At 63.0% G+C, this 22,282-nt stretch carries 19 protein-coding genes and 1 pseudogene; 12 read left to right on the top strand and 8 right to left on the bottom strand.

The features are described 5' to 3' along the window. Positions 1 to 13: 13 nt before the first annotated feature. The 3 genes from I5961_RS03470 to I5961_RS03460 form a co-directional block, all read right to left on the bottom strand. A complete protein-coding gene (locus I5961_RS03470; protein WP_085700941.1) occupies positions 14 to 1,393 on the bottom strand; it encodes an MFS transporter in 1,380 nt (459 codons plus the stop codon). Positions 1,394 to 1,519: 126 nt separating this feature from the next. Next, complete coding sequence (locus tag I5961_RS03465; RefSeq protein ID WP_085700942.1) at positions 1,520 to 2,254, bottom strand: ArsR/SmtB family transcription factor; 735 nt, start codon at positions 2,252 to 2,254, stop codon at positions 1,520 to 1,522. A 305-nt stretch (positions 2,255 to 2,559) separates the two neighbouring features. Further along, positions 2,560 to 3,489, bottom strand: a complete 930-nt coding sequence (locus I5961_RS03460; protein WP_085700943.1) for a LysR family transcriptional regulator — start codon at positions 3,487 to 3,489, stop codon at positions 2,560 to 2,562. 116 nt (positions 3,490 to 3,605) lie between these two features. Here I5961_RS03460 and I5961_RS03455 point away from each other — a divergent pair, with 116 nt between their 5' ends. From I5961_RS03455 to I5961_RS03445, 3 genes are all read left to right on the top strand, one after another. Continuing rightward, entirely contained in the window at positions 3,606 to 3,899 is a 294-nt protein-coding gene (locus I5961_RS03455) for a putative quinol monooxygenase (RefSeq protein ID WP_085700944.1), read from the top strand. Positions 3,900 to 3,931: 32 nt separating this feature from the next. After that, complete coding sequence (locus I5961_RS03450; RefSeq protein WP_085700945.1) at positions 3,932 to 4,945, top strand: zinc-binding alcohol dehydrogenase family protein; 1,014 nt, start codon at positions 3,932 to 3,934, stop codon at positions 4,943 to 4,945. A gap of 166 nt (positions 4,946 to 5,111) precedes the next feature. Next, positions 5,112 to 5,285, top strand: a complete 174-nt coding sequence (locus tag I5961_RS03445) for a hypothetical protein (RefSeq protein ID WP_170929797.1) — start codon at positions 5,112 to 5,114, stop codon at positions 5,283 to 5,285. Positions 5,286 to 5,296: 11 nt separating this feature from the next. Here I5961_RS03445 and I5961_RS03440 read toward each other — a convergent pair whose 3' ends face one another. After that, positions 5,297 to 6,499, bottom strand: a complete 1,203-nt coding sequence (locus I5961_RS03440) for a multidrug effflux MFS transporter (protein WP_085703484.1) — start codon at positions 6,497 to 6,499, stop codon at positions 5,297 to 5,299. A gap of 117 nt (positions 6,500 to 6,616) precedes the next feature. After that, the gene (locus tag I5961_RS03435; protein ID WP_007958490.1) at positions 6,617 to 6,814 is read right to left on the bottom strand and encodes a heavy-metal-associated domain-containing protein; all 198 of its coding nucleotides are present in this window, start codon (positions 6,812 to 6,814) and stop codon (positions 6,617 to 6,619) included. Positions 6,815 to 6,962: 148 nt separating this feature from the next. Here I5961_RS03435 and I5961_RS03430 point away from each other — a divergent pair, with 148 nt between their 5' ends. The 3 genes from I5961_RS03430 (at position 6,963) to cueR (ending at position 10,363) form a co-directional block, all read left to right on the top strand. Then, on the top strand, positions 6,963 to 7,346 hold the full coding sequence (locus tag I5961_RS03430) for a hypothetical protein (RefSeq protein ID WP_085700948.1): 384 nt from the start codon (positions 6,963 to 6,965) through the stop codon (positions 7,344 to 7,346). Between the two features lie 213 nt (positions 7,347 to 7,559). Next, positions 7,560 to 9,953: a heavy metal translocating P-type ATPase gene (locus I5961_RS03425; protein ID WP_227234363.1), complete on the top strand. Its 2,394-nt coding sequence runs from the start codon at positions 7,560 to 7,562 to the stop codon at positions 9,951 to 9,953. Then, on the top strand, positions 9,950 to 10,363 hold the full coding sequence (gene cueR, locus I5961_RS03420) for a Cu(I)-responsive transcriptional regulator (protein WP_227234361.1): 414 nt from the start codon (positions 9,950 to 9,952) through the stop codon (positions 10,361 to 10,363). The genes I5961_RS03425 and cueR overlap by 4 nt, the downstream gene beginning before the upstream one ends. On the opposite strand, the gene I5961_RS03415 is transcribed toward cueR, so the two are convergent. Next, on the bottom strand, positions 10,317 to 11,534 hold the full coding sequence (locus tag I5961_RS03415) for an MFS transporter (protein ID WP_227234360.1): 1,218 nt from the start codon (positions 11,532 to 11,534) through the stop codon (positions 10,317 to 10,319). The genes cueR and I5961_RS03415 overlap by 47 nt on opposite strands. A 56-nt stretch (positions 11,535 to 11,590) precedes the next feature. Further along, positions 11,591 to 12,487: a PA4780 family RIO1-like protein kinase gene (locus I5961_RS03410; RefSeq protein WP_085700952.1), complete on the bottom strand. Its 897-nt coding sequence runs from the start codon at positions 12,485 to 12,487 to the stop codon at positions 11,591 to 11,593. 441 nt (positions 12,488 to 12,928) lie between these two features. Between I5961_RS03410 and I5961_RS28770 the strand changes: the two are divergent. Then, a pseudogene (locus I5961_RS28770) lies at positions 12,929 to 14,017 on the top strand (cache domain-containing protein); the annotation flags it as partial. Between the two features lie 90 nt (positions 14,018 to 14,107). Continuing rightward, on the top strand, positions 14,108 to 14,875 hold the full coding sequence (locus I5961_RS28765) for a methyl-accepting chemotaxis protein (protein WP_371850984.1): 768 nt from the start codon (positions 14,108 to 14,110) through the stop codon (positions 14,873 to 14,875). Between the two features lie 47 nt (positions 14,876 to 14,922). On the opposite strand, the gene I5961_RS03400 is transcribed toward I5961_RS28765, so the two are convergent. Next, a complete protein-coding gene (locus I5961_RS03400; RefSeq protein WP_227234357.1) occupies positions 14,923 to 16,200 on the bottom strand; it encodes an acetyl-CoA C-acetyltransferase in 1,278 nt (425 codons plus the stop codon). A gap of 177 nt (positions 16,201 to 16,377) precedes the next feature. Between I5961_RS03400 and I5961_RS03395 the strand changes: the two genes are divergently transcribed. The 4 genes from I5961_RS03395 (at position 16,378) to I5961_RS03380 (ending at position 22,245) form a co-directional block, all read left to right on the top strand. Further along, positions 16,378 to 17,730 (top strand): 3-oxoacyl-ACP reductase, encoded by a 1,353-nt coding sequence (locus tag I5961_RS03395; RefSeq protein ID WP_227234355.1) that lies wholly within the window; start codon positions 16,378 to 16,380, stop codon positions 17,728 to 17,730. A gap of 2 nt (positions 17,731 to 17,732) precedes the next feature. After that, positions 17,733 to 18,587 (top strand): MaoC family dehydratase, encoded by an 855-nt coding sequence (locus I5961_RS03390; protein WP_227234354.1) that lies wholly within the window; start codon positions 17,733 to 17,735, stop codon positions 18,585 to 18,587. Between the two features lie 306 nt (positions 18,588 to 18,893). Continuing rightward, positions 18,894 to 20,441, top strand: a complete 1,548-nt coding sequence (locus I5961_RS03385; protein WP_227234352.1) for a collagen-like triple helix repeat-containing protein — start codon at positions 18,894 to 18,896, stop codon at positions 20,439 to 20,441. 133 nt (positions 20,442 to 20,574) lie between these two features. Beyond that, on the top strand, positions 20,575 to 22,245 hold the full coding sequence (locus I5961_RS03380) for a ShlB/FhaC/HecB family hemolysin secretion/activation protein (protein ID WP_085700957.1): 1,671 nt from the start codon (positions 20,575 to 20,577) through the stop codon (positions 22,243 to 22,245). Positions 22,246 to 22,282: the final 37 nt, after the last annotated feature.

Genomic DNA, 22,282 nt, shown 5'->3' with positions numbered 1-22,282 from the left:
GGCTTTTCAGTTCTCAGCGCACGACCGCTTCGGTCAGCTCTTCCAGCGTCTTGCCGCGGGTCTCCATCCCGAACAGCCACACCACTGCCGCCGCGATTGCAAAGCACAACGCACCCAGCGCAAACACCCCGCCCTGCCCGGTGATCGGGAACACCAGCCCGGTGACCAACGGCCCGAGCAGCGAGCCGACGCGTCCGATGGCCGAAGCAAACCCCGAGCCCGTTGCCCGCGCCGAGGTCGGATAGAGTTCCGGTGTGTAGGTGTAGAGCACCGCCCACATGCCGAACAGGAAAAACTGCATCAACAGACCCGTGCCGATCAGCAGCGCCACGTTGCCGCCAAACACCGCGCTTTGTCCGTACAGAAACGCCATCACCCCGCCGCCGAGCAACGTGACGATGCACACCGGCTTGCGACCCCAACGCTCCACCAGCCAGGCGGCCATCAGGAAGCCAGGAATCCCGCCGAGGGAAATCAGCACCGTGTAATACACCGACTGGGTCACGGCAAAACCCGATTGTTGCAACAACGCACTGAGCCACGAGGTCAGGCCGTAGAAACCGAGCAACGCGAAGAACCACAGGCTCCAGATCATCGTCGTGCGCTGGCGATACAACGGTGACCAGATCTGCTTGAGCGCCGAAAGGAAATGGCCCGGAGGGGTCACGCTTCGTGGCAGACGAACCGGCTCCGGCAATGCAGCACCGCCGAGTGAGGCCTGTACCCGCGCTTCGATCCCGCGCAAAACCTTGTCCGCCGCGTCATGCTTGCCGGCCTGTTCCAGCCAGCGCGGCGACTCGGGAATGAAAAAGCGGATCGCCAGCACGAACACCGCCGGCACCGCCAACACCAGGAAGATGTCGCGCCAGCCAATCAACGGCAGCAGGAAATACGACAGTACCCCGGCAGCCACGAAACCGAGCGGCCAGAAACCGTCCATCAAGGCAATGTAACGACCCCGACGCTGCGCGGGGATCAACTCCGACAACATGGACTGGGCAATCGGAAACTCCATGCCCATGCCTATCCCCAGCAGAATGCGAAACAGCGTCAGGCTCTCGACCGTCTGCGCCGTGGAACACAGGTAACTGGCCAGCCCCCACAAGACGATGCTCCATTGGAACACCGGTTTGCGACCGAACCGATCAGCCAGCAGTCCGGACAGCGACGCCCCCAGCACCATGCCGAAAAAACTCGAACTGGCCAGTAGACCAGCCTGCGCACTGCTCAGGCCGAACTCGGCTTTGATCGAGCCGAGCAGGAAGGTCATCATCGCCAGATCCATGGAGTCGAAGAAAAACGCCAGGGCGATGATGATGAAGATGATCCGGTGATAACCGCTGACTGGCAGACGCTCCAGTCGATCTGCCGCGCTGAAGTTTCCCGTGTCCATGCCACCTCCTCAATCCGAAAAGTCCCCGGATCGAGTGTGCGCGATAGCGGTGACGCGCCTGTGCCAGATGCGACGTGTTCGCAGCCGCTGGCGACGTTTGCTAGCAAATCAGTGGAGGAAAGCGCTCTACAACGCCATTTCCAGCTCGGTTTCACAGGCAAATCGATGAATTTCCCGCTGGCCCGCCGCCGTCAGTTGCAAGGCGCGGGAATCGTTGGGCAGCACCAGCCAGCCCGACTGCATGAACAACTGCAGCAACGCCGCTCCCAGCGAGCCACCCATGTGCGGGCGACGTTCGCTCCAGTCCGGACAGGCGCACGCCACCTGGGCATTGCGGTGGGCCAGCGCCTGGATATAAACGCCGCGCCCGGCCAGCTGTGTCGAGCCTTTATGCGTGACCACCACTCGATGCTCAAGCTGTTCGATCCATCCGGCATCAAGCAGGCGCTGGTACAGGTCGGCGGCCAGCGTTCCGCCCAGATGGTCGTCACAAAACCTTGCGCGCAGCAGTGATGAAGGAGCCGCCTGGGGTCTGACGACCGGCGAGGCACGCTTGAACACTTCGGGGATTTCTCGCGGAGCGCTGGCCAGCGTGGCGCTGGCGAGCGCTTCGATGGCCGCGCCGATTTCGGGAGCCGCCAGGCGGAAGAAGCGTTTGCGACCGCGCGCCTCGACCTTCAACAGACCGCCAGCGGACAAGCGCCCCAGATGCGCACTGGCCGATGACGGCGAAAGCCCCGCCAGCAACGCCAGTTCCTCGGTCTGCCGCGCCGAGCCATCCATGAGCGCCCACATCATTGCGCTGCGTTTGGGATCGGCCAGCAACGTGGCGATCTGGCTGATGCAAGGTGCATGTTCCATCTATTCACTCCCTGTTGAATCGTATCGTCTACAGCTCATAGACATCTTGACCAGTAATCAGTCGTCGGCCAAGGCGCGCAAAATACCTTGAGCCGAAGCGAGGCAGCGCGCCGCAGCAAGGAAACCGCAGCACTGTCGCGACCCTCGCCCCTACCCGGCCGGTTGCGGTCTGATCGTTCTCGCATCGGCCTTTTGGTGCGGGCAACAGGCGGCCGTTAGTATAAGCGGGTTGCTCGCGGCGTCCTGCGCCGGAGTGCCCGTGGCTGGTGATTGTTCCTGAGAGAAATTTCGCTATTTACCTGCGACTAATGGTCAGACTTCTGGAAAACGGGAAAACGGCTACCCAATTCGGCGCAACGGCTGGCGAGCATTTCCCTCAGAAGGTTCACTGGCTTACTCAATTGTGCGCGATGGGCGCACAGCAGATTCAGCGGAGCGCGTTCGCAGAGCAGCTCCGGCAGCAGCACTTTCAGCCGCCCCGCCAGCACATCACCGGCCACATCGAGCCACGACTTGTAGGCGATGCCGGCTCCCGCCACCGCCCACAGGCGTACCACATCGGCATCGTCACTGAAGCGGTCGCCACTGACCGTCAGGCCGACTTCACGCTTGCCGTCGTGGAAACTCCAATGGTCGTGCACCCGGCCACCGAGCATATAAAGCAGGCAGTTGTGCTGAGCGAGCTGTTCCAGATGCAGCGGCTCGCCGTGCCGGGCCAGGTAGGCGGGCGATGCGCACAACACCCGTCGGTTGTGCGGGGCAATCGGCAACGCCACCAGGCTCGAATCCTCCGGCTCGCCATAGCGCAAGGCGATGTCCACCGGCTGGCGAAACAGGTCAGCGATGCGGTCGCCCAGCAACAGGCGCACCGTCAGCTTCGGGTGTTCACGCTGAAAATCATCGAGCCACGGCAACAGCAGGTTGCGCCCGAAGTCGGAGGGCGCCGACAGCTGCAGAATCCCGCTGACCTGATCCTGCCCGCTGGCCAGCAGGCGGCGGCCTTCATCGAGATTGCTCAGCGCCGCCCGGGCGTATTCGAGAAACCCTTCACCTTCGGCCGTCAGCCGCAGGCTACGAGTGGAGCGCGCCAACAGCCGCGCGCCCAATTGCTGCTCGATCCGTTTGAGCGCAGCACTGGCCACGGCGGCGGACATGTCCATCACCCGCGCCGCCGCCGACAGGCTGCCGAGATCCGCCGCCCGAACAAATAACTGCAAGTCATCGAAACGCAGCATCCTCAGCCCCGATTATCAAAAAATATTGAAAGAGACTGCTCTTTTAGCCGGTTTTATCTCCCGCAGAAATAGCCAATCATGCCATCCATCGAATTCATCCCGTCCCGGAGTCGAACATGTCCCAGCCTTTCACCGCCATCGCCACCCTGATCGCCCGACCTGGCCAGCAGGAGGCCCTCGAACAGCACCTGCGCGCTCTGATCGAGCCGACCCGCGCCGAAGCCGGTTGCGGTCAATACGAACTGCACCAGGACCTGACCAATCCGCTGGCCTTCTACATGATCGAGCAGTGGGCCAGCGACGAAGCCCTGCAGGCTCACGATGCCAGCGCCCATATCCAGCACTTCCGCAGCCAGGCCGAGGCGTTCCTCGAACACTTCGAACTCAAGCGCCTGCGGGTCATTGCCTGAAGCCTTCCTTGTATTCACTGTTGGAGATTTCCATGAAAGCCATCGCCTATTACGCCTCGCTCCCGATCAGCGACGAAAAATCCCTGCAAGACATCGAATTGCCGGAACCGGTAGCCGGCCCCCGCGACCTGCTGGTAGAAGTCAAAGCGATTTCGGTCAACCCGGTCGACACCAAGGTTCGCCAGAACGTCGCGCCCGAAGGCGGCGCCGCCAAGGTACTGGGCTGGGACGTGGCCGGTGTGGTCAAGGCCGTCGGCAGTGAAGTGACCCTGTTCAAGGCCGGCGACAAGGTGTTCTACGCCGGTTCCATCGCCCGGGCCGGTGGCAACAGCGAACTGCACGTGGTGGATGAGCGGATCGTCGGCCATATGCCGAAAACCCTCGGTTTCGCCGAAGCTGCTGCCCTGCCGCTGACGGCGATCACGGCTTGGGAGTTGTTGTTTGAACGCCTGCAGATTCGCGAAGGCAATACCGATGAAGGCCAGAGCCTGCTGATCGTCGGCGCGGCCGGCGGCGTCGGTTCGATCCTCACCCAACTCGCCAGCCAGTTGACCGGGCTCAAGGTGATCGGCACCGCCTCCCGCCCGGAGACCCGCGACTGGGTGACCGAACTGGGCGCTGATCGGGTGATCGATCACAGCCAGCCGTTGAGCGAAGAGCTGAAACGCGCCGGTGTCGCCAACGTGACCCACGTGGCCAGCCTCACCCAGACCGACCAGCACCTGGACCAACTGGTCGAAGCCCTGGCACCGCAAGGCAAGCTGGCGCTGATCGATGATCCGAAGGCGCTGGACGTGACCAAGCTCAAGCGCAAGAGCCTGTCGCTGCACTGGGAGTTCATGTACACCCGCTCGCTGTTCGAAACCGCGGACATGATCGAGCAGCACAAACTGCTCAACCGGGTGGCCGGGCTGATCGACAGCGGGACCTTGAAAACCACGGTCGGCGAGCACTTCGGCACGATCAACGCAAGCAACCTGCGCCGCGCCCATGAGTTACTGGAAAGCGGCAAGGCCAAGGGGAAAATTGTTTTAGAAGGTTTCTAAAACTTGGAAGACCGCAGCCTTCTTCAGCCTCTGATGTGGCTGGCTCGGGGGCTGCGGTGTTTTTTTGCCGTCAGTCAGATGCTTGACCCTTGTCACAATTGCGATCGTATTCAGGACTACACTCGAGTCCTCTGCGATGCAATCTTTTACGTACGGGAGGTCAGCAATGAAGATCCTGATAAAAGAAGTGGCAAAGTCCCAGTGGCAAGTTCGTCTCGACCAGCACGCCGTGACCTTCCGCAGTGAGGCCGAAGCTCGCGCCTTCACTCGCACCCTCGAAGCGCGTCTGCGCGCGCCCCATCAGATTCCCGATCCCGACCAGCAGCGCGCTGTCGGCTGAGGCTTTCGACTTCAGATTTCAGCCTGCGCCTTTGCCAGCGCCCGGGCATTCTGTATGCGCCGGGTAAGCATCGCTGCACACACCACCAGCAGACCACACAGGCTGATGACAGTGGCCATCGGCACGGCGGTGCCATCGTGCAGGATCCCCACCAGCGCCGAAGCCCCGGCGGCGACACTGAATTGCAGGCTGCCGAGCAAGGCTGAAGCACTGCCGGCGCGACCACCCTGCCCGTTCATTGCACACGCTGCCGCGTTGGGGCTGATGCAACCAAGGCTGGCCACGCAGATGAACAACGGAATCAGCAATGGCCACAGCGCTTCGGTGTGCAAGGCGCCGACCGCAAGCAGCGTCAGCCCGGCACACAGGTAAACCCAGACCGCTCGCGACAGCAGGAAGGCCGGGCCACGTTTGGCCAGCAGCCGCGCATTGACCTGCGCCACCAGAATGAACCCGGCCGCGTTGGTACCGAACAGCCAGCCGAAGTGCTCGGCGGGTACGCCATACAATTTGATGAAAATGAACGGGGAACCGGCGATGTAGGCAAACATCCCGGCGATGGCGATGCCGCCGGTCAGGGCATGGCCCATGTAGACCGGATCGGTCAGCAACCGGCCGTACTGACGCAGGGCGCCAGACAACGGCTGACGCGGAACATGCGCCGGCAGACTTTCCGGCAGGCCGAGGGCTACCGCCAGTCCGGCCAAGGCACTGAAACCGGTCAGCACCAGGAAGATCGACTGCCATCCCGACGTGTTCACCAGCAGGCCGCCGAGCATCGGCGCCAGAATCGGTGCCAGCCCCATCACCAGCATCAGTTGCGAGAAGACTTTCGCCGAGCCCACCGCATCGCATTTGTCGCTGACCACCGCTCGGGCAATCACCATCCCCGCACAGCCGCCCAGCGCCTGCAAGAGCCGCGCGCCGATCAGCCATTCCAGATTCGGTGCGTAGGCGCAGGCCACTGACGCCAGCGTGAACAGCGTCAGACCAATGAGCAGCGGAATCCGCCGACCGAAGCGATCCGCCAACGGCCCGTAAGCCAGTTGGCCGATGGACAGGCCGAAAAAGTAAGCCGACAGCGTCAGCTGGACGTGTTTCTCATCCGTGCCGAACGCCAGCGCCATGGTTGGAAAGGCGGGTAGATAGAAGTCGATCGCCAACGGACCGAAAGCGGTCAGGGCACCGAGAATCAGAAGGGTACGGAAGTTCATCAGGCGTCCAGTTCGGGCGGCGGTTGGGTTGGGCAGTCGGACTGACTATGCAGCCCGACAGTCTAGCCGCGCGAGGACGCCTTGAACATTCCGGTAGCTCGCTAACTATTAAAAAGATCAGGCGAGTTTGATCGCATAACCTTCTTCGCTGATCGCCTCGATCACTTGCTCGGCGCTCAGCGCACTTTCGACGCCGACTTCCTTCGCCGCCAGATCGACCCGCACGCTGGCGGCCGGATCCTTGCTCTGCACCGCCTGGGTGACAGCTTTGACACAGTGACCGCAGGACATGCCTTCAACAGTGAACACTTGCATGGAATGACTCCTTTGAGTGAGGTTGCCGGCAGTCTCGGGCTTGCCACAATGGCAAGGTCAAGTTCTGCAAAAAACTGCCGGGCTGGCAATCGGCGCCGCGCTCGGCCAAGCTGCGTGCATCAATGACATGAATTCAGGAGATTCAGCCATGCGCTGGTCAGCTTTCAGCCTGTTTGGCTTACTCAGCCTCTTTGCCGCGATCCCTTCGGTGCATGCCGCCGGGGAAGATTACGGGGTGCTGATCATTTCCCGCGAGCGCCTGGAAGTCGCGACCTCGTGCGAAATCGGCGTGTACATCCAGGATCAACTGTCGGCGCGCCTGTTCCAGGAGCAAAGCACTTCGTTCAACCTGCCGCCGGGCAATGTCTCGCTGCGCCTGAAACTGCTGCCGGGGCAAATGCCGGGTTGCAACCCGGGCATGCTCGCGCCAGGTTCGCAGGAGATCAAACTGCATGCCGGCGACATCCTGAAATTCCGCATCGCGATGAATGCGGAAGGCATGTACCTCAAGCCGACCGGCCTCGGCTACTAAGGCCTGCCGCTCGTTCCCACGCTCTGCGTGGGAATGCCTCTTGTGACGCTCTGCGTCACGCTTTGGGACGCAGAGCGTCCCCGGCTGCATTCCCACGCGGAGCGTGGGAACGATCAGGCGAACAAGCGAGCAGCCGGTAGCGGAAACTGGTGCTTGACCTTGCCAGCATGGCAAGGTTGATCCTGTAGGCATCCACTACAGGGAGTACGACCGATGTCCGATTCCATCACGTTTGATCTGCCCATCAGCGGCATGACCTGCGCCAGTTGCGCCGGCCGTGTCGAGCGGGCGCTGAGCAAAGTCAGCGGCGCCAGTGCCGTCAGCGTCAACCTCGCCACCGAGCAGGCCAGGGTGCAGGCCCCCGGCGACAGTCTGCCGGCGCTGGTCGAGGCAGTCGAACGCGCCGGTTACAGCGTGCCGCAGCACACCGTGGAATTGAACATCGACGGCATGACCTGCGCGTCCTGCGTGGGTCGTGTCGAACGCGCCCTGAACAAGGTTGCGGGGGTGAAAAGCGTCAGCGTCAACCTCGCCAATGAGCGCGCTCATCTTGAATTGTTCGGCGCGGTCGACCCGCAAACCCTGATCGCCGCCGTGACCAAGGCCGGTTATTCGGCCAGCCTCTTCGAACTTGAACACCCTCAATCTGATAATCGCCAGCAACGCCTGAATCATGAGCGCCGGGCGCTGATCTGCGCCATCGCCCTCGCCTTGCCGCTGGTGCTGCCGATGCTGCTGCAACCGTTCGGCATTCACTGGATGCTGCCGGCCTGGGCGCAGTTCGCCCTCGCGACCCCGGTGCAGTTCATCTTCGGTGCGCGGTTCTATATGGCCGCTTGGAAAGCCGTGCGCGCCGGAGCCGGCAACATGGACTTGCTGGTAGCGCTGGGCACCAGCGCCGGTTATGGCCTGAGTCTCTATGAATGGGCGACCGCTGCCGGGCGCATGCCGCATCTGTATTTCGAGGCCTCGGCAGTGGTCATCGCGCTGGTACTGCTCGGCAAATACCTGGAAAGCCGCGCCAAACGCCAGACCGCCAGCGCCATCCGCGCACTGGAAGCGTTGCGGCCAGAACGGGCGATTCAAATCATCGATGGCCGTGAACAGGACGTTGCCATCAGCGCTCTACGCCTTGGCGATCGGGTATTGGTCAAACCCGGCGAACGTTTCCCGGTGGACGGCGAAGTGCTGGAAGGCCAGAGCCACGCCGACGAAGCACTGATCAGCGGCGAAAGCCTGCCGGTGCCCAAGCAACCGGGCGACAAGGTCACCGGCGGTGCGATCAACGGCGAAGGCCGCTTGCTGGTGAGCACCACGGCGCTCGGCGCGGAAAGCGTACTGGCGCGGATCATCCGTCTGGTGGAGGACGCCCAGGCCGCGAAAGCACCGATCCAGAAACTGGTGGATAAAGTCAGCCAGGTGTTTGTGCCGACGGTTCTGCTGCTGGCCCTGGCCACGCTGATCGGCTGGTGGTTGTATGGCGCACCACTGGAAACCGCGCTGATCAACGCCGTCGCGGTACTGGTTATCGCCTGTCCTTGCGCCCTCGGCCTGGCGACACCGACCGCCATCATGGCCGGTACTGGCGTGGCCGCGCGGCACGGGATTTTGATCAAGGACGCCGAAGCTCTGGAGCGCGCCCATGAAGTCAGCGCCGTGGTGTTCGACAAGACTGGAACTCTGACCTCCGGCACGCCGCGCATTGCGCATTTCAGTGCAATCGACGGTAACGAAAACGCCCTGCTGACAGCGGCCGGCGCGCTGCAACGCGGCAGCGAACATCCGCTGGCCAAAGCGGTGCTGGATGCCTGCGCCGAACGCAGCCTGAACGTACCGGACGTGAGCGACAGCCAGTCCCTGACCGGACGCGGCATCGCCGGCAGCCTCGACGGCCGACGCCTGGCGCTGGGCAATCGTCGCTTGCTGGAAGAAAGCGGTCTGAACGCCGGAAACCTGAGCGAGTCCGCGAAGGCCTGGGAAACCGAAGGCCGCACACTGTCCTGGCTGATCGAGCAAAGCCCCGAGCCCCGCGTGCTCGGTCTGTTCGCCTTCGGCGACACCCTCAAGCCCGGCGCGCTGCACGCGGTGCAACAACTGGCGGCCCAGCACATCCACAGCCACCTGCTGACCGGCGACAACCGTGGCAGCGCTCGCGCCGTCGCCGAAGCGCTGGGCATCGAAAACGTCCACGCCGAAGTGCTGCCGGCGGAAAAAGCCGCCACCGTCGCCGAGCTGAAAAAAACCGGGGTCGTGGCCATGGTCGGCGACGGCATCAACGACGCCCCCGCGCTGGCCGCTGCCGATATCGGCATCGCCATGGGCGGCGGCACCGACGTGGCCATGCACGCCGCCGGCATCACCCTGATGCGCGGCGATCCGCGACTGGTGCCGGCGGCGCTGGAAATCAGCCGCAAGACTTACGCGAAGATCCGCCAGAACCTGTTCTGGGCCTTCGTCTATAACCTGATCGGCATCCCGCTGGCGGCGTTCGGCTTTCTCAATCCGGTGCTGGCCGGTGCGGCGATGGCCCTGTCGAGCGTCAGCGTGGTGAGCAATGCGCTACTGTTGAAAACCTGGAAACCCGAGGATCTGGAGGACAACCGATGAACATCGGCCAAGCGGCCCGCCACAGTGGCCTGAGCGCGAAAATGATCCGGTATTACGAGTCGATCGGTCTGCTCAAGGCTGCGCATCGCACCGACAGTGGCTATCGCCTCTACGGCGACGATGACCTGCACACGCTGGCGTTCATCAAGCGCTCGCGGGACCTGGGATTTTCGCTGGAGGAAGTCGGCAAGTTGCTGATGCTCTGGCAGGACCGCCAGCGCGCCAGCGCCGATGTGAAGGCTCTGGCCCGCCAGCACATCGACGAGCTGAATCAAAAGATCCGCGAACTCGGCGAACTGCGCGACACCCTGCAGGATCTGGTCGAACACTGCCACGGCGACCACCGCCCGGACTGCCCGATCCTCAAGGAACTCGCGTCGGGCTGCTGCGCGCAACCCGCTCGCGCCTGAGCAGCAGGGCTTTCATCGACAGCACCGTGGCGAGGGGAATGCCGTGGAACAGCAACACCACGGCCCCCGGCGCCCACCACTCATAGAACGGTGCGGCGATCAGCATGCCGACGCCGAACCCGGTCATCTGCAACAGCGTCAGGAAACTGAAGATCGGCAGGCGCAAAGGCTCCGGCTCCCGTTGCAGCCGTGACATCAGGCAGACTTCCGAGAACCCGTCACCCAATCCGGCCGGCAGCGAAAACAGCAACAGACCGATGACGCTGTGCTGCTGGAACATCAGGATGAAGCCGCAGGACATCAACAACACGCCGCCGAAATAGCGACGCTCCAGATGGATGTTTTCCGAGCCGTTCAGGCGACTGGCAATCCGCGCACCGAGCAGTTTGCCGGCGGCCCACACCGCGAGCATCAGGCCCAGCGTGGTGCTCGCCGCGTCCGGTGTCAGCAGTCTGGAAATGATCGGAAAACCGACGTTGTGCGCAGCGCTGCCAAGGGTGTCGGCCATGGTCACCGCCAGCATCGCGGCCACCACCGGGGCACTGCGCAGGCCTTGCAACAACGCCGACCACTCACCCTGTCTGGCGCTGGATTCGGCCACCGGCTCCGGTGCGTTGAACCGCAATGGCGCAATCAACAGCGCCGCCAACAGATAGGTCAGCGCGTTCAGCGCAAACACCGTTTCAAAGCCACACCCCGCAACCAGCAACCCGGACACCAGACTGCCGACGACCATCGCCATGGAGGAGGCGGACGTGATCCAGGCATTGGTATTGAGCAACTGCGCAGGCTCGATCAGTCGCGCAAGCTGGCTGTTGAGACCGATGGCGAACATCGAATTGCCAAAACCCAGACCGAACGCAATCAGCGGCAGCAACAACGCCTGCTGACTGACCGGCACGATCAGCAATAAACCGAGCACAGCGGCGCGCAGCAGATCGAAGGCAATCAACGGCCAGCGACCGCTGCATCGACGATAAAACGCGGTGCCGATCAGGCTGGCGAAAATTCCCCCGCCCACCCGACTGGCGAGAAAGATCCCCACGCTCACCGCGCTGTTGCTCAGCAGGTAGACATACGTGGCCAGCGCGACCATGTTGAGGAACGCGCCGAAATCGGAAATCAGCCGCGCGGTGATGATCAGCCGGGCATTGCGCGAAGTGGTGCTCACAATCAATCCTTGAATGTGTAAAACCCGGCCGAAGCCGGGTTTCCCATTTCAGATGCTCACTGCATCCACGGTGGCGGAGGCGGTTCGTCGGACTTGCCCTTGGGCTCGTCGTCCGCCGCGCGGATGGCTCGCTTGCGCTCCTCATCCAGACGCGCCGCTTCGATCTCGCGCAGCACCCCGCCGACATCGGCCAGGTCCTCGGGATCGTCGAACTCGCCGGTCAGCACGCTGGCCGGGTGCAACGTACCGGCTTCGTACAACGCCCACATTTCCTTGGCGTATCGGGTCTTCTTCAACTCCGGAGCGAAACGGCCGAAGTACGCCGCCATGTTGCCGACGTCACGTTCGAGCATGCTGAACGCGTGGTTGTTGCCGGCGGCGTCCACCGCTTGCGGCAGGTCGATGATGACCGGCCCGGTCGGGGTCAGCAGCACGTTGAACTCCGAGAGGTCACCGTGCACCAGACCGGTACACAACATCAGCACGATCTGCGAAATCAGGAACGCGTGATATTCGCGAGCCTGATCCGGCTCCAGCACCACATCATTCAGACGCGGTGCGGCGTCGCCGTATTCGTCGGCCACCAGCTCCATCAGCAGCACGCCTTCGAGGAAGTCGTACGGCTTGGGCACTCGCACCCCGGCGTTGGCCAGGCGGAACAGCGCCGCGACTTCGGCATTCTGCCAGGCGTCTTCGGCTTCCTTGCGCCCGAATTTGGAACCCTTGGCCATTGCCCTGGCCTGTCGGCTGTTGCGCACCTTGCGGCCTTCCTGATACTCGGCCGCCTGGCGGAAACTGCGTTTGTTCGCCTCCTTGTAGACCTTTGCGCAACGTAACTGATTGCCGCAGCGCACCACATAAACAGCTGCTTCTTTGCCACTCATGAGTGGACGCAGCACTTCGTCGACCAGACCGTCCTCGATCAGGGGTTCAATGCGTTTTGGAGTCTTCATCAGCTTTTATTGTGGGTCCTTTATTACCAAACACGCGAATGTCACTCGTTATACGGCAATCCTCGCATCACGGGGAGGGGTTGCCGACCTGTGAACCTGTGGATGCACACACTGTGCCGGATAAACCGGGCCGATCCGCCTCTTTATCGACCGCTGCGAATCATAGCCGAGGCTGTCGGAGTTGTTGGCGACAGGCCTTGAGGGCATTTGCGACAGAATCTGACATCCCGCCGAACACCGCTCACATTAATTTTCTTTTGCAGCCTCAATTTCCCTCGCGCGCGGCCGAATTCCTTTGAGGCAGAGGAATTTGTCCGACAATCGTTTCAAAAAAATCTTCGATGTCGCACTCAAGGAAACGGGTGAGAAATACGTTTTTCGGCTGCCAATAACCGCGAGTCATCTGCACTGCGTGGGCCTACAAGAAAATCTGGAGCGCGGATGAACATCAAACAGAAGTTGACCTGGGCGTTTGCAATCATCGCCTGCTTGCCCGTGGTGCTGGTCGCCACCCTGGTGGTACTGAACCTGCGCAGCGATGCCCGGGACGATTTTGTCGACAGCAGCGGGCGCGAGATCCGTCAGGTCAGCAACGCCATGCAGCTGTTTTTCGACGGCATCAGCCAGAACGTCGATTACCTGGCGGCGCAGCCTTTGGTCAAAAACGCCGACGGCAGTGTGCGCAGTCGCATGAGCGCCAATGCCTCCGATACCTCGGATGGCGAGATCGACAAGCAACTGTTTGCCCTGTTCGAAGGGCTGGCGAAATCCCACCCGGCCTACTCCTACGTTTCCTATGGCCTGAGCAGCGGCGGCTACGCGTTCTGGCCGGGCGACCCGAAAATGGCCAACTACGACCCGCGTACCCGCCCGTGGTACAAGACCGCCATGGCCAACCCGGGCAAGACCCTGCGCACCGAAGCCTATTACTGGGCCGGCGATGACGCGGTACTGGTCAGCACCGTGCGCGCAGTGGCCAACCAGTTGGGCGCCCAGGGTGGCGTGGTCAACATTGACGTGTCGCTCAAGCAACTGACCGAGATCGTCAAACAGATCAAGCTCGGTGAAAGCGGTTACCTGATGCTGATGGAAAACACCGGCACAGTGCTGGTCGATCCGAAGCAACCGGAGCATAACTTCAAGAAGCTCGACAGCCTCGGCGACGGTTACGCGCAACTGGCCAAGGCCGGCAAAGGCCTGGTGGAGGTCGAGCTCAACGGCGAACGCTACATGGCCAACGTCTGGCCGTCGGAGCAATTGGGCTGGACCTTCATCGGCCTGATCAAACAGAACGAAGTGATGAGTTCCGCCACTCAACTGACCTGGCTGATCGCGATCATCGCGGCGGTGCTGGCAGCACTTTTCGCGGTCGTCGGCGCCAGTTTCGCCAGCCTCATCGTGCGGCCGATCCGCAGCGTGGCCAGCGGTCTGGAAGGTATCGCCCAGGGCGAAGGCGACCTGACCAAGAGCCTCGACATCCGTGGCAGCGACGAAACCGCGCAACTGGCCAACTGGTTCAACCAGTTCCTCACCGCAATCCGCAGCCTGATCCAGCACATCGGCGGCGCGGCCGGAAAAATCCTCGCCACTTCGCAGAGCTCGACCCGGGTCTCCGGCGATATGGCCGAAGCCGCCGGACGCCAGCGCGAAGCGGTGGACATGGTCTCGACCGCATTCCACGAAATGGTCGCCACCGCCAACGAAGTCGCCCGCTCGTGCAGCCAGGCAGCCGAGTCGGCCGACAGCGGCCAGCGCCAGGCCCGCGAAGGTCAGCAGCAGATCGATGCGGCGGTGCACAGCGTCGACCAACTGAGCCAGGAACTGGAGCAATCGGCGCAGTCGATGCAGCAACTGGAACGCGACAGCAACGACATCCAGTCGATCCTCGGCACCATCCGCTCGATCGCCGAACAGACCAACCTGCTGGCGCTCAACGCGGCTATCGAAGCAGCGCGGGCCGGTGAGCAGGGGCGTGGATTTGCGGTGGTCGCCGATGAGGTTCGCGCATTGGCCAAACGCACGGCGGATTCGACGGCTGAAATCGACGGGCTGCTGGGCAATCTGGCGAAGCGCACCAGCGCGGTGACCCAGCAGATGCGCGCCAGTCTTGATGTGTCGCAGCAATCGGTGGCACGGATTGGTGAGGCGCGGGAGAGCTTTGGGCAGATTCGTGAGTCGGTGGATGTGATTCGTGACATGAACACTCAGATCGCGACTGCGGCGGAAGAGCAGCATCAGGTGGCCGAGGACATCAATCGGCACATCAGCCAGATTCATGGTGATGCGCAGTTGGTGGCGGAGCTGGCGAATTCGGCGCGGCTGGATTCGCAGAGTCTGGCGGGGTTGTCGAATGAGCTGGATGGGTTGGTGCGCAGGTTCCGTACCTGAGTAACCTTTGCAATCCCCTCTCTTCAGGAGAGGGGATTGTTGTTCTGTCAGCGTTCGATGATCGCCGTCACACCTTGCCCCCCGGCCGCACAAATCGAAATCAACCCCCGCCCCTGCCCCGCCGCATCCAGCAACTTCGCCAGGTTCGCCACGATCCGCCCGCCTGTCGCGGCAAACGGATGCCCCGCCGCCAGGGAGCTGCCCTTGACGTTCAAGCGGCTGCGATCAATCGATCCCAGCGGAGCGTCCAGCCCCAGCCGCGTCTTGCAGTACTCCGGATCTTCCCAGGCCTTCAACGTGCACAACACTTGTGCGGCAAATGCTTCGTGGATTTCGTAGTAGTCGAAGTCCTGCAAGGTCAGGCCGTTGCGCGCCAACAGCCGCGGCACCGCGTACACCGGCGCCATCAAAAGTCCTTCGGCACCGTTGACGAAATCCACCGCCGCCGCCTCGCCGTCGCGCAGATACGCAAGGATCGGCAAGCCGCGCTCCTTCGCCCATTCTTCGCTGCCCAGCAACACCACCGAGGCGCCATCGGTCAGCGGCGTGGAGTTGCCGGCGGTCAGGGTGCCCTTGGCGCTTTTCTCGAACGCCGGTTTCAGGGTCGCAAGTTTTTCCAGGGTCAGGTCCGGACGCAGGTTGTTGTCGCGGGTCAGGCCGAGGAACGGGGTCATCAGGTCGTTATGCCAGCCTTCGCTGTAGGACGCCGCCAGTTTGTGGTGGCTTTCGAAGGCCAGTTGATCCTGTTCTTCGCGGGGGATGTTCCAGGTCTGCGCCATCAACTCGCAGTGCTCGCCCATCGACAGGCCGGTGCGCGGTTCGCCGTTGCGCGGGAATTCGGGGATCAGGTGTTTCGGACGCAGTTGCAGAAAGGTCTTGAGCTTGTCGCCGGTGGTCTTGGCGCGGTTGGCTCGCAGAAGGATTTTGCGCAGGCCTTCGCTGACGCTGATCGGCGCGTCCGACGTGGTGTCGACGCCGCCGGCAATGCCGCAGTCGATCTGGCCGAGGGCGATCTTGTTCGCCACCAGCAGCGCGGCTTCCAGACCGGTGCCGCAGGCCTGCTGGATGTCATAGGCCGGAGTGGCCGGTGACAGGCGCGAGCCGAGCACGCATTCGCGGGTCAGATTCATATCCCGTGACAATTTCAGCACCGCGCCTGCGACCACTTCGCCGATGCGCTGGCCGTGCAGGTTGTAGCGTTCGATCAGGCCTTCGAGGGCGGCGGTGAGCATCACCTGATTGCTCGCGGTGGCGTAGGGCCCGTTGGAGCGGGCGAACGGAATGCGGTTGCCACCAATGATCGCGACGCGGCGCAGCTGACTCATGAAATGCTCCTTGTGAAATATCCAGTCTGAAAATCGGGCACTGAAAATCCCGTCGGGCCACAAAAGCGCCGAGGGCAAACTACTCTGCTGTTCTAGCGTAGGCCTTATTGCGTGGATCGAACGATTGATTGCCCTTCGCAGTCCACACTTTGAACCCCATCTTCTGGAGAGCGTTCCATGTCTGACCGCTATATCGACTTCGCCAACTCGTCCATCGGCCACCGTCTGGTCGGGGCTTTGGGCCTGCCGTCGCCGGTGCGGCTGGAACGCTGGCAGGCCGGGCGCCTGCGGCCGGTGGACGGTGCACTGCTGATCGGCGGCGGGCCGCTGGCCGAGCGGGTCAGTGTATTTGCCAACCGCCTGACCGACGCGATCTACCGCTACGGCGACCAGCCTGCGGCCGCCACCCAATGGATTCCCGGCCATGGCCCGAAACTCAAGGCCGTGGTGTTCGACGCCAGCGATTTGCAGCACACCGACCAGCTCAAGCAACTGCGCGAGTTCTTCCAGCCGCTGATGAAGAACCTCGACAGCAGCGCGCACCTGGTGATCCTCGGCCGCGCCCCGGAAACCCTGCGTGAACCGTTTGCCGCCAGCGCGCAGCGAGCACTTGAAGGCTTCTCGCGCTCGCTGGCCAAGGAACTGCGCAGCGGCGGCACCTTGCAACTGATCTACGTCGGCGAAGGTGCCGAGGATCAGCTCGAAGGGCCGCTGCGTTTTTTCCTCTCGCCGAAAAGCGCGTTCGTCTCCGGACAAGTGATCCGGCTGACGGCCTGCGCCACTCAAGTCACCGACTGGACGCGCCCATTGGCCGGGCGCAAGGCGCTGGTCACCGGGGCAGCGCGCGGCATCGGCGCCTCCATCGCCGAAACCCTGGCCCGTGACGGTGCCGAGGTGATCCTGCTCGACGTGCCGCCCGCAAAAACCGATCTCGAAGCCTTGGCCGCCCGCCTGGGCGGGCGCGCCATCACCCTCGACATCTGCGCCGAAGACGCCGCCGCGCAACTGACCGGACAGCTGCCGGACGGCCTCGACATTCTGGTGCACAACGCCGGCATCACCCGCGACAAGACCCTGGCCAACATGACACCCGAGTTCTGGGACGCAGTGCTGGCCGTCAATCTCAACGCGCCGCAAGTGCTGACCAAGGCCCTGCTCGACAGCGGCACCCTGCACGACAACGCGCGGGTGATTCTGCTGGCGTCGATCAGCGGCATTGCCGGCAATCGCGGGCAGACCAATTACGCGGCGAGCAAGGCCGGGTTGATCGGGCTGGCCCAGGCCTGGGCGCCGACCCTGCTGGAACGCGGCATCAGCATCAATGCCGTGGCGCCGGGTTTCATCGAGACCCAGATGACCGCGCACATTCCGTTCGGCCTGCGCGAAGCCGGGCGGCGCATGAGTTCGCTGGGCCAGGGCGGCCTGCCGCAAGACGTCGCCGAAGCCGTGGCGTGGCTGGCACAACCGGGCACCGGCGCATTCACCGGGCAAGCGTTGCGGGTCTGCGGCCAAAGCGTTCTGGGGGCCTGAACATGACCATCGAATGGCAAACGCTGCACCACGAACCGAGCCTGCCGGGGCTGTACGCCCGGGCGGCGACCCGACGCAAAATCACCGGCACCACCCTGCCTGACAAAGGTTTGCGTTGCGCCGTCGAGGTAGATGGCAAACGTCTGGCGGCCTATCGCAAAGTCTGCGGGTTCGCCGATGACGGCCTGCTGCCGCCGACCTATCCGCATATCCTGGCGTTCGCCTTGCAGATGCAACTGCTGACGGCCAAAGAGTTTCCGTTCCCTTTGCTGGGGCTGATTCATCTGAGCAACCGCATCCGCGTATTGCGACCAATGGGCGGGATCAGTCGCGCGCAAGTCAGCGTCCGGGTGCATAACCTGCAACCGCATCCCAAAGGCGCGACCTTCGATCTGCTGACCACCCTGGACGATCAACTTGGCCCGTTGTGGGAAGCCGAAAGCCGGATGCTCTGTCGCGGCGTGAAGCTGGAAGGCGAACCGGTGGAGAAAAGCTGGGAGCCGGCACTGCCCCTCGCACAAGTGGCGCAGTGGAAGGCGCCGGCGGACATCGGCCGGCAGTATGCGAAAGTATCCGGCGACTACAACCCGATTCACCTGAGTGCCGCCAGCGCCAAACTGTTCGGGTTCCCGACAGCCATCGCTCACGGTTTGTGGAACAAGGCCCGCAGCCTGGCAGCGCTGGCGGATCATCTGCCCAAGGCCAACCTTGAAGTCACCGTGCACTTTCGCAAACCGGTGCGCCTGCCGAGCGAGGTGAGCCTGTTCGCCAGCGTTGCCGGTTCCAGCGGTGAGTTGCGTCTGATCGGCGCCACGGATCTGGAGCACATGGTGGGCAATTGGCAGCCGGTTGCCTGACATCGAGGGCGGGAAAACCTGATTAATTGTGTATATATCACTTAAGTTTTCCCGCGCCGCACACGCGACGTCGCCGAATTTCCAGCCTTGATTTTCAAGGCTTTTTTTTGCGCGCCTATATCCTCGGTATTAGTCGTTAGGCGGCATTCGCGGCCGCCTGCATAAAGGCGTTAATACCAACTGGAGAATGGCGTCGATCCAGCCTTGCGACTGATATGAGCACAACGGACGAAGGCATTGCCGGCAACAGAACCGGCAAGCCGTCGAAGACAACGAACGTTGTGACAGGTGCAAGGAATAACGCTCATGAAAACTCAGATGAAAGTTCAAGCGTCTTGGTGCAAATCGGCAACAGCACTCGCCCTCATTCTCTCCCTCGGTCTGGCCGGTTGCAGCAGTGGCGGCGGCGGTCATCACAGCAGCTCCGGCAGCTCGTCCCCCGACAGTTCGACGGCGGGCACCGGCGGCACGGGCGGTACCGCAGGCTCTGGAGGCACGGCGGGCACTGGCGGTACCGGCGGAACTGGCGGCACGACGACGCCGACCGATCCTACCAATCCGACCAATCCAACCGACCCGACGGACCCGACCAACCCCACCAATCCGAGTACACCGACGCCTTTGGTCACCACCACGCTGGTGCAGGACGTCGGCAATACCGTCAGCGGAGTGGGTGATGGTGTCGGTCAGGTCGGTGATTCCCTGAGCGGCGTGCCGGTGGTTGGCGGCGTGGTGCAAAGCGCGGCCCGGACTGCCGGCAACGTAGTGACCACGCTGGGTGACGGCGTAGCCAACGGCATCGGCAAACTGGCGACCACCGACAATGGCCTGGGCGTCACCGCTTCGGCAGTCGGCGGCGTGGTGCAGGATGTGGGCAACGGCGTGTCCGACCTGAGCGGCAAACTGGCGACGGCCACGGGCAGCGTTCCGGTGGTCGGCGGCGTCGTCACCCGTGTGGCGCCGGTGCTCAATGGCGTCGGCGAAAAAGTCACCATGCTCGGCGACACCCTCAGCACCGCTACCACCACCGGCCCACTCGGCTCGGTGACCAAAGAGGTCGGCAGCAAACTGGTGCCGGTGATCGCCATGGTCGAAAGCACCACGGACAAACTCGGCAGTGCCACGGGGCTGGGTGCTCCCGTGAACGGCCTGCTGCAGAAAGTCGGCACCACGGTCGATGGCGTGGGCGACAAAGTCACTGGCGCCGGCAACGGCAATGCACTGACCAACACGGTCGGCGGGGCCTTGAGCAACGTCGGCACCGCTGTCGGCAAGGCTGGCGGACTGGTGGACAACGGGACCGGTTCGGGAACCGGCGTCGGTGGCGGTCTGGGCAACAATGGCTTGCTGCAAACCGTTGGTGGCGCGGTCGTGAATGTCGGCGCCGGGTTGAGCAGCGGCAACGGCAGCCTCGCCGCACCGGGTGGTGTACTGGCGGCGGCGGGTAATACCGTGGCCTCGCTCAACACCGTGCTCGGCGGTTCGGGCACGCCGATCACCAGCCCGACCACTCCCCTGGCCACTCTGGGCAACAGCGTGGGTGCCGGACTTGCTCCGGTCACCACGGCGGTCACCAGCCTGACCCAGAATGTCGGCGCCGCCACCGGGCTGGGTACCCCGGTTGCCGGCCTCACCGGCCAGGTCGGCGGTGCTGTCGGCAACCTCGGCAACACGATTGCCGGCACCAACAGCAACCCGGTAGTGGCGGCGGTCGGCAACACCGTCACCACAGTGGGCAACACCGTCACTGCGGTGGGTGGGCTGGTCAACGGCGGCACCACCACCGGAACCGGCGGCGGACTGGGTGGCGTCCTCGGCGGGCTGACCGGTGCCCTGGGCGGCAACAAACGCTGATTTGCACCTGGCCGATTCGACGGCCGAACCTACAGCGCCTACGCTTGGTTGAGGGCGGAAGATTCCCACGAGTCTTCCGCTTTTTTCTTAGGAGAAACCCGCCCGGTGCTGGGGGTTGAACATGGAGTGTCCTATGCGCGTTATGGCATCCCTGCTGTTTGTCAGTCTCAGTTCCACAGCCCTCGCCGATACCCTGCCCAGCTTTCTCAACAGCAACGAAACCATACGCAATCTGCCGGTGCCGAACCTGCCCGCCGACGCCTACCGGCCGAACGCCGCGCCGCTGCAAGTGCCGGAGCCCGGCGCCACGGCCGCCCAGCCGTTGCTGATGAGTACCAGGATCAACCTCAGGACCGTGCAGATCGAAGGCGGCACGCTTTATCCGCTGAACGAACTGGCCGAAATCTACAAACCCCTGATCGGCCGCCAGAGCAGTCTCGCCGACCTGATCGAGGCCACTCGCAACATCACCCGTCGTTATCAACAGGACGGTTATCTGCTGTCCTACGCGTTCCTGCCACAGCAGACTTTCGATGACGGTGTGGCGCGCGTGGTGCTGGTGGAAGGCTACGTCCGCGACGTGCAGATCGCGGGCGACGTCGGACGGGTCAAAGCCCTGCTCGAGCGACTGGCCGCCAAGCTCCAGGCCGAACGCCCGCTGACGCGCAAGACGTTCGAGCGCTACACCACGCTGATGACCCGCATTCCCGGCGTGACGATCCAGGCCCAGGTGCCACCACCCGGCACCACCGACGGCGCAACGACGCTGGTGGCCCAGGCCAGCCGCAAACCGTTCACCAGCACCCTGAGCACCACCGAAGACAACCGCAACGGCACCCAGGCATTGCTCGGCGTCAGCAGCAATTCACAAACGTCGATGGGCGAACAGCTGAGCCTCAGCGGGTTGTTTCCGCCGGGAGATGATCACGAGCATTACTACCGGCTGGACTACAACCAGTTCATCAATGACGAAGGCGCGCAATTGAACCTTTCGGCCTCACGCTACCGGGCCGATCCCGGCACCAATGTGCAGTTGAGCAATGGACTGGAACTCAAGCCGCACCGTGAAAACGACCGTTATTCGCTCGGTTTCACCCTGCCGCTGATTGCCGCTTCGGATGAACTGCTGACTGCCGGATCGCGCTTGTACGCCGTCAACGACAAGACCCGCTACAAGGTGATCGGCTACCCCCTGAGCGTCGAAGAACGCACCGACATCCGCGCCCTCGCCTTCGAAAGCGACTGGCGCAAGGTCGATGCCCGACAACTGCGCATTCTCAGTGGTGGCGTGTACCAGGGCTTCGACAGCATGGGAGCACACACCAACAACAACGCCATCGACCTCGACTTCTTTCGGGTGCGTCTGTCGGGGGTGCAGAGCGACAAGTTCTTCGACAATTGGCAAGGGGTGCTGTCGGCTGCGTTGTACTGGAGCCGCGACACCCTGCCCGACAGCGAACGTGCGGTGTTCGGCGGGCAGAATTTCGGCCGCGGTTATCCCGACGATCAGGCGTCGGGCGACAAGGGCTGGGGCGTGGCTTACGAGATCAACTACAGCTTCAACCGCGACGGCAACTGGGTGCGCATCCTGCAACCGTACTTCGTGCTCGACCGCTCGCGCAGCTGGTTCAACGAATTGCCGGTGCAGGCCAACAACCTGTCATCGGCGGCGGTCGGCCTGCGATTCGGCGATGCGAAGTACTACAACATTGCCCTGGAAGCGGCCAAGGCGATGTCGGATGAAGCGCTGGACACCTTCAATCGCCGGCCGCGCTACAGCATCAGTTTCAGCTATCAGTTGTAGCTCGACCGGCCGATGAATCAGAAGGCGTAGCGGACTT

This window comes from Pseudomonas sp. IAC-BECa141 (assembly GCF_020544405.1).
GTDB lineage: Bacteria > Pseudomonadota > Gammaproteobacteria > Pseudomonadales > Pseudomonadaceae > Aquipseudomonas.
Note: the sequence above shows the minus strand (reverse complement) of the source record. Positions and strands in the feature narration are given on the sequence as shown.

Bases quoted from the DNA above. Each gene is read 5' to 3' on its own strand.
- I5961_RS03380 (WP_085700957.1), top strand. From the start codon at position 20,575: ATGCGCGTTATGGCATCCCTGCTGTTTGTCAGTCTCAGTTCCACAGCC.
- I5961_RS03440 (WP_085703484.1), bottom strand. From the start codon at position 6,499: ATGAACTTCCGTACCCTTCTGATTCTCGGTGCCCTGACCGCTTTCGGT.
- I5961_RS03425 (WP_227234363.1), top strand. From the start codon at position 7,560: ATGTCCGATTCCATCACGTTTGATCTGCCCATCAGCGGCATGACCTGC.
- I5961_RS03410 (WP_085700952.1), bottom strand. From the start codon at position 12,487: ATGAAGACTCCAAAACGCATTGAACCCCTGATCGAGGACGGTCTGGTC.
- I5961_RS03395 (WP_227234355.1), top strand. From the start codon at position 16,378: ATGTCTGACCGCTATATCGACTTCGCCAACTCGTCCATCGGCCACCGT.
- I5961_RS03465 (WP_085700942.1), bottom strand. From the start codon at position 2,254: ATGGAACATGCACCTTGCATCAGCCAGATCGCCACGTTGCTGGCCGAT.
- I5961_RS03400 (WP_227234357.1), bottom strand. From the start codon at position 16,200: ATGAGTCAGCTGCGCCGCGTCGCGATCATTGGTGGCAACCGCATTCCG.
- I5961_RS03455 (WP_085700944.1), top strand. From the start codon at position 3,606: ATGTCCCAGCCTTTCACCGCCATCGCCACCCTGATCGCCCGACCTGGC.
- I5961_RS03450 (WP_085700945.1), top strand. From the start codon at position 3,932: ATGAAAGCCATCGCCTATTACGCCTCGCTCCCGATCAGCGACGAAAAA.
- cueR (WP_227234361.1), top strand. From the start codon at position 9,950: ATGAACATCGGCCAAGCGGCCCGCCACAGTGGCCTGAGCGCGAAAATG.
- I5961_RS03435 (WP_007958490.1), bottom strand. From the start codon at position 6,814: ATGCAAGTGTTCACTGTTGAAGGCATGTCCTGCGGTCACTGTGTCAAA.
- I5961_RS28765 (WP_371850984.1), top strand. From the start codon at position 14,108: ATGGCCGAAGCCGCCGGACGCCAGCGCGAAGCGGTGGACATGGTCTCG.
- I5961_RS03385 (WP_227234352.1), top strand. From the start codon at position 18,894: ATGAAAACTCAGATGAAAGTTCAAGCGTCTTGGTGCAAATCGGCAACA.
- I5961_RS03390 (WP_227234354.1), top strand. From the start codon at position 17,733: ATGACCATCGAATGGCAAACGCTGCACCACGAACCGAGCCTGCCGGGG.
- I5961_RS03460 (WP_085700943.1), bottom strand. From the start codon at position 3,489: ATGCTGCGTTTCGATGACTTGCAGTTATTTGTTCGGGCGGCGGATCTC.
- I5961_RS03470 (WP_085700941.1), bottom strand. From the start codon at position 1,393: ATGGACACGGGAAACTTCAGCGCGGCAGATCGACTGGAGCGTCTGCCA.
- I5961_RS03430 (WP_085700948.1), top strand. From the start codon at position 6,963: ATGCGCTGGTCAGCTTTCAGCCTGTTTGGCTTACTCAGCCTCTTTGCC.
- I5961_RS03445 (WP_170929797.1), top strand. From the start codon at position 5,112: ATGAAGATCCTGATAAAAGAAGTGGCAAAGTCCCAGTGGCAAGTTCGT.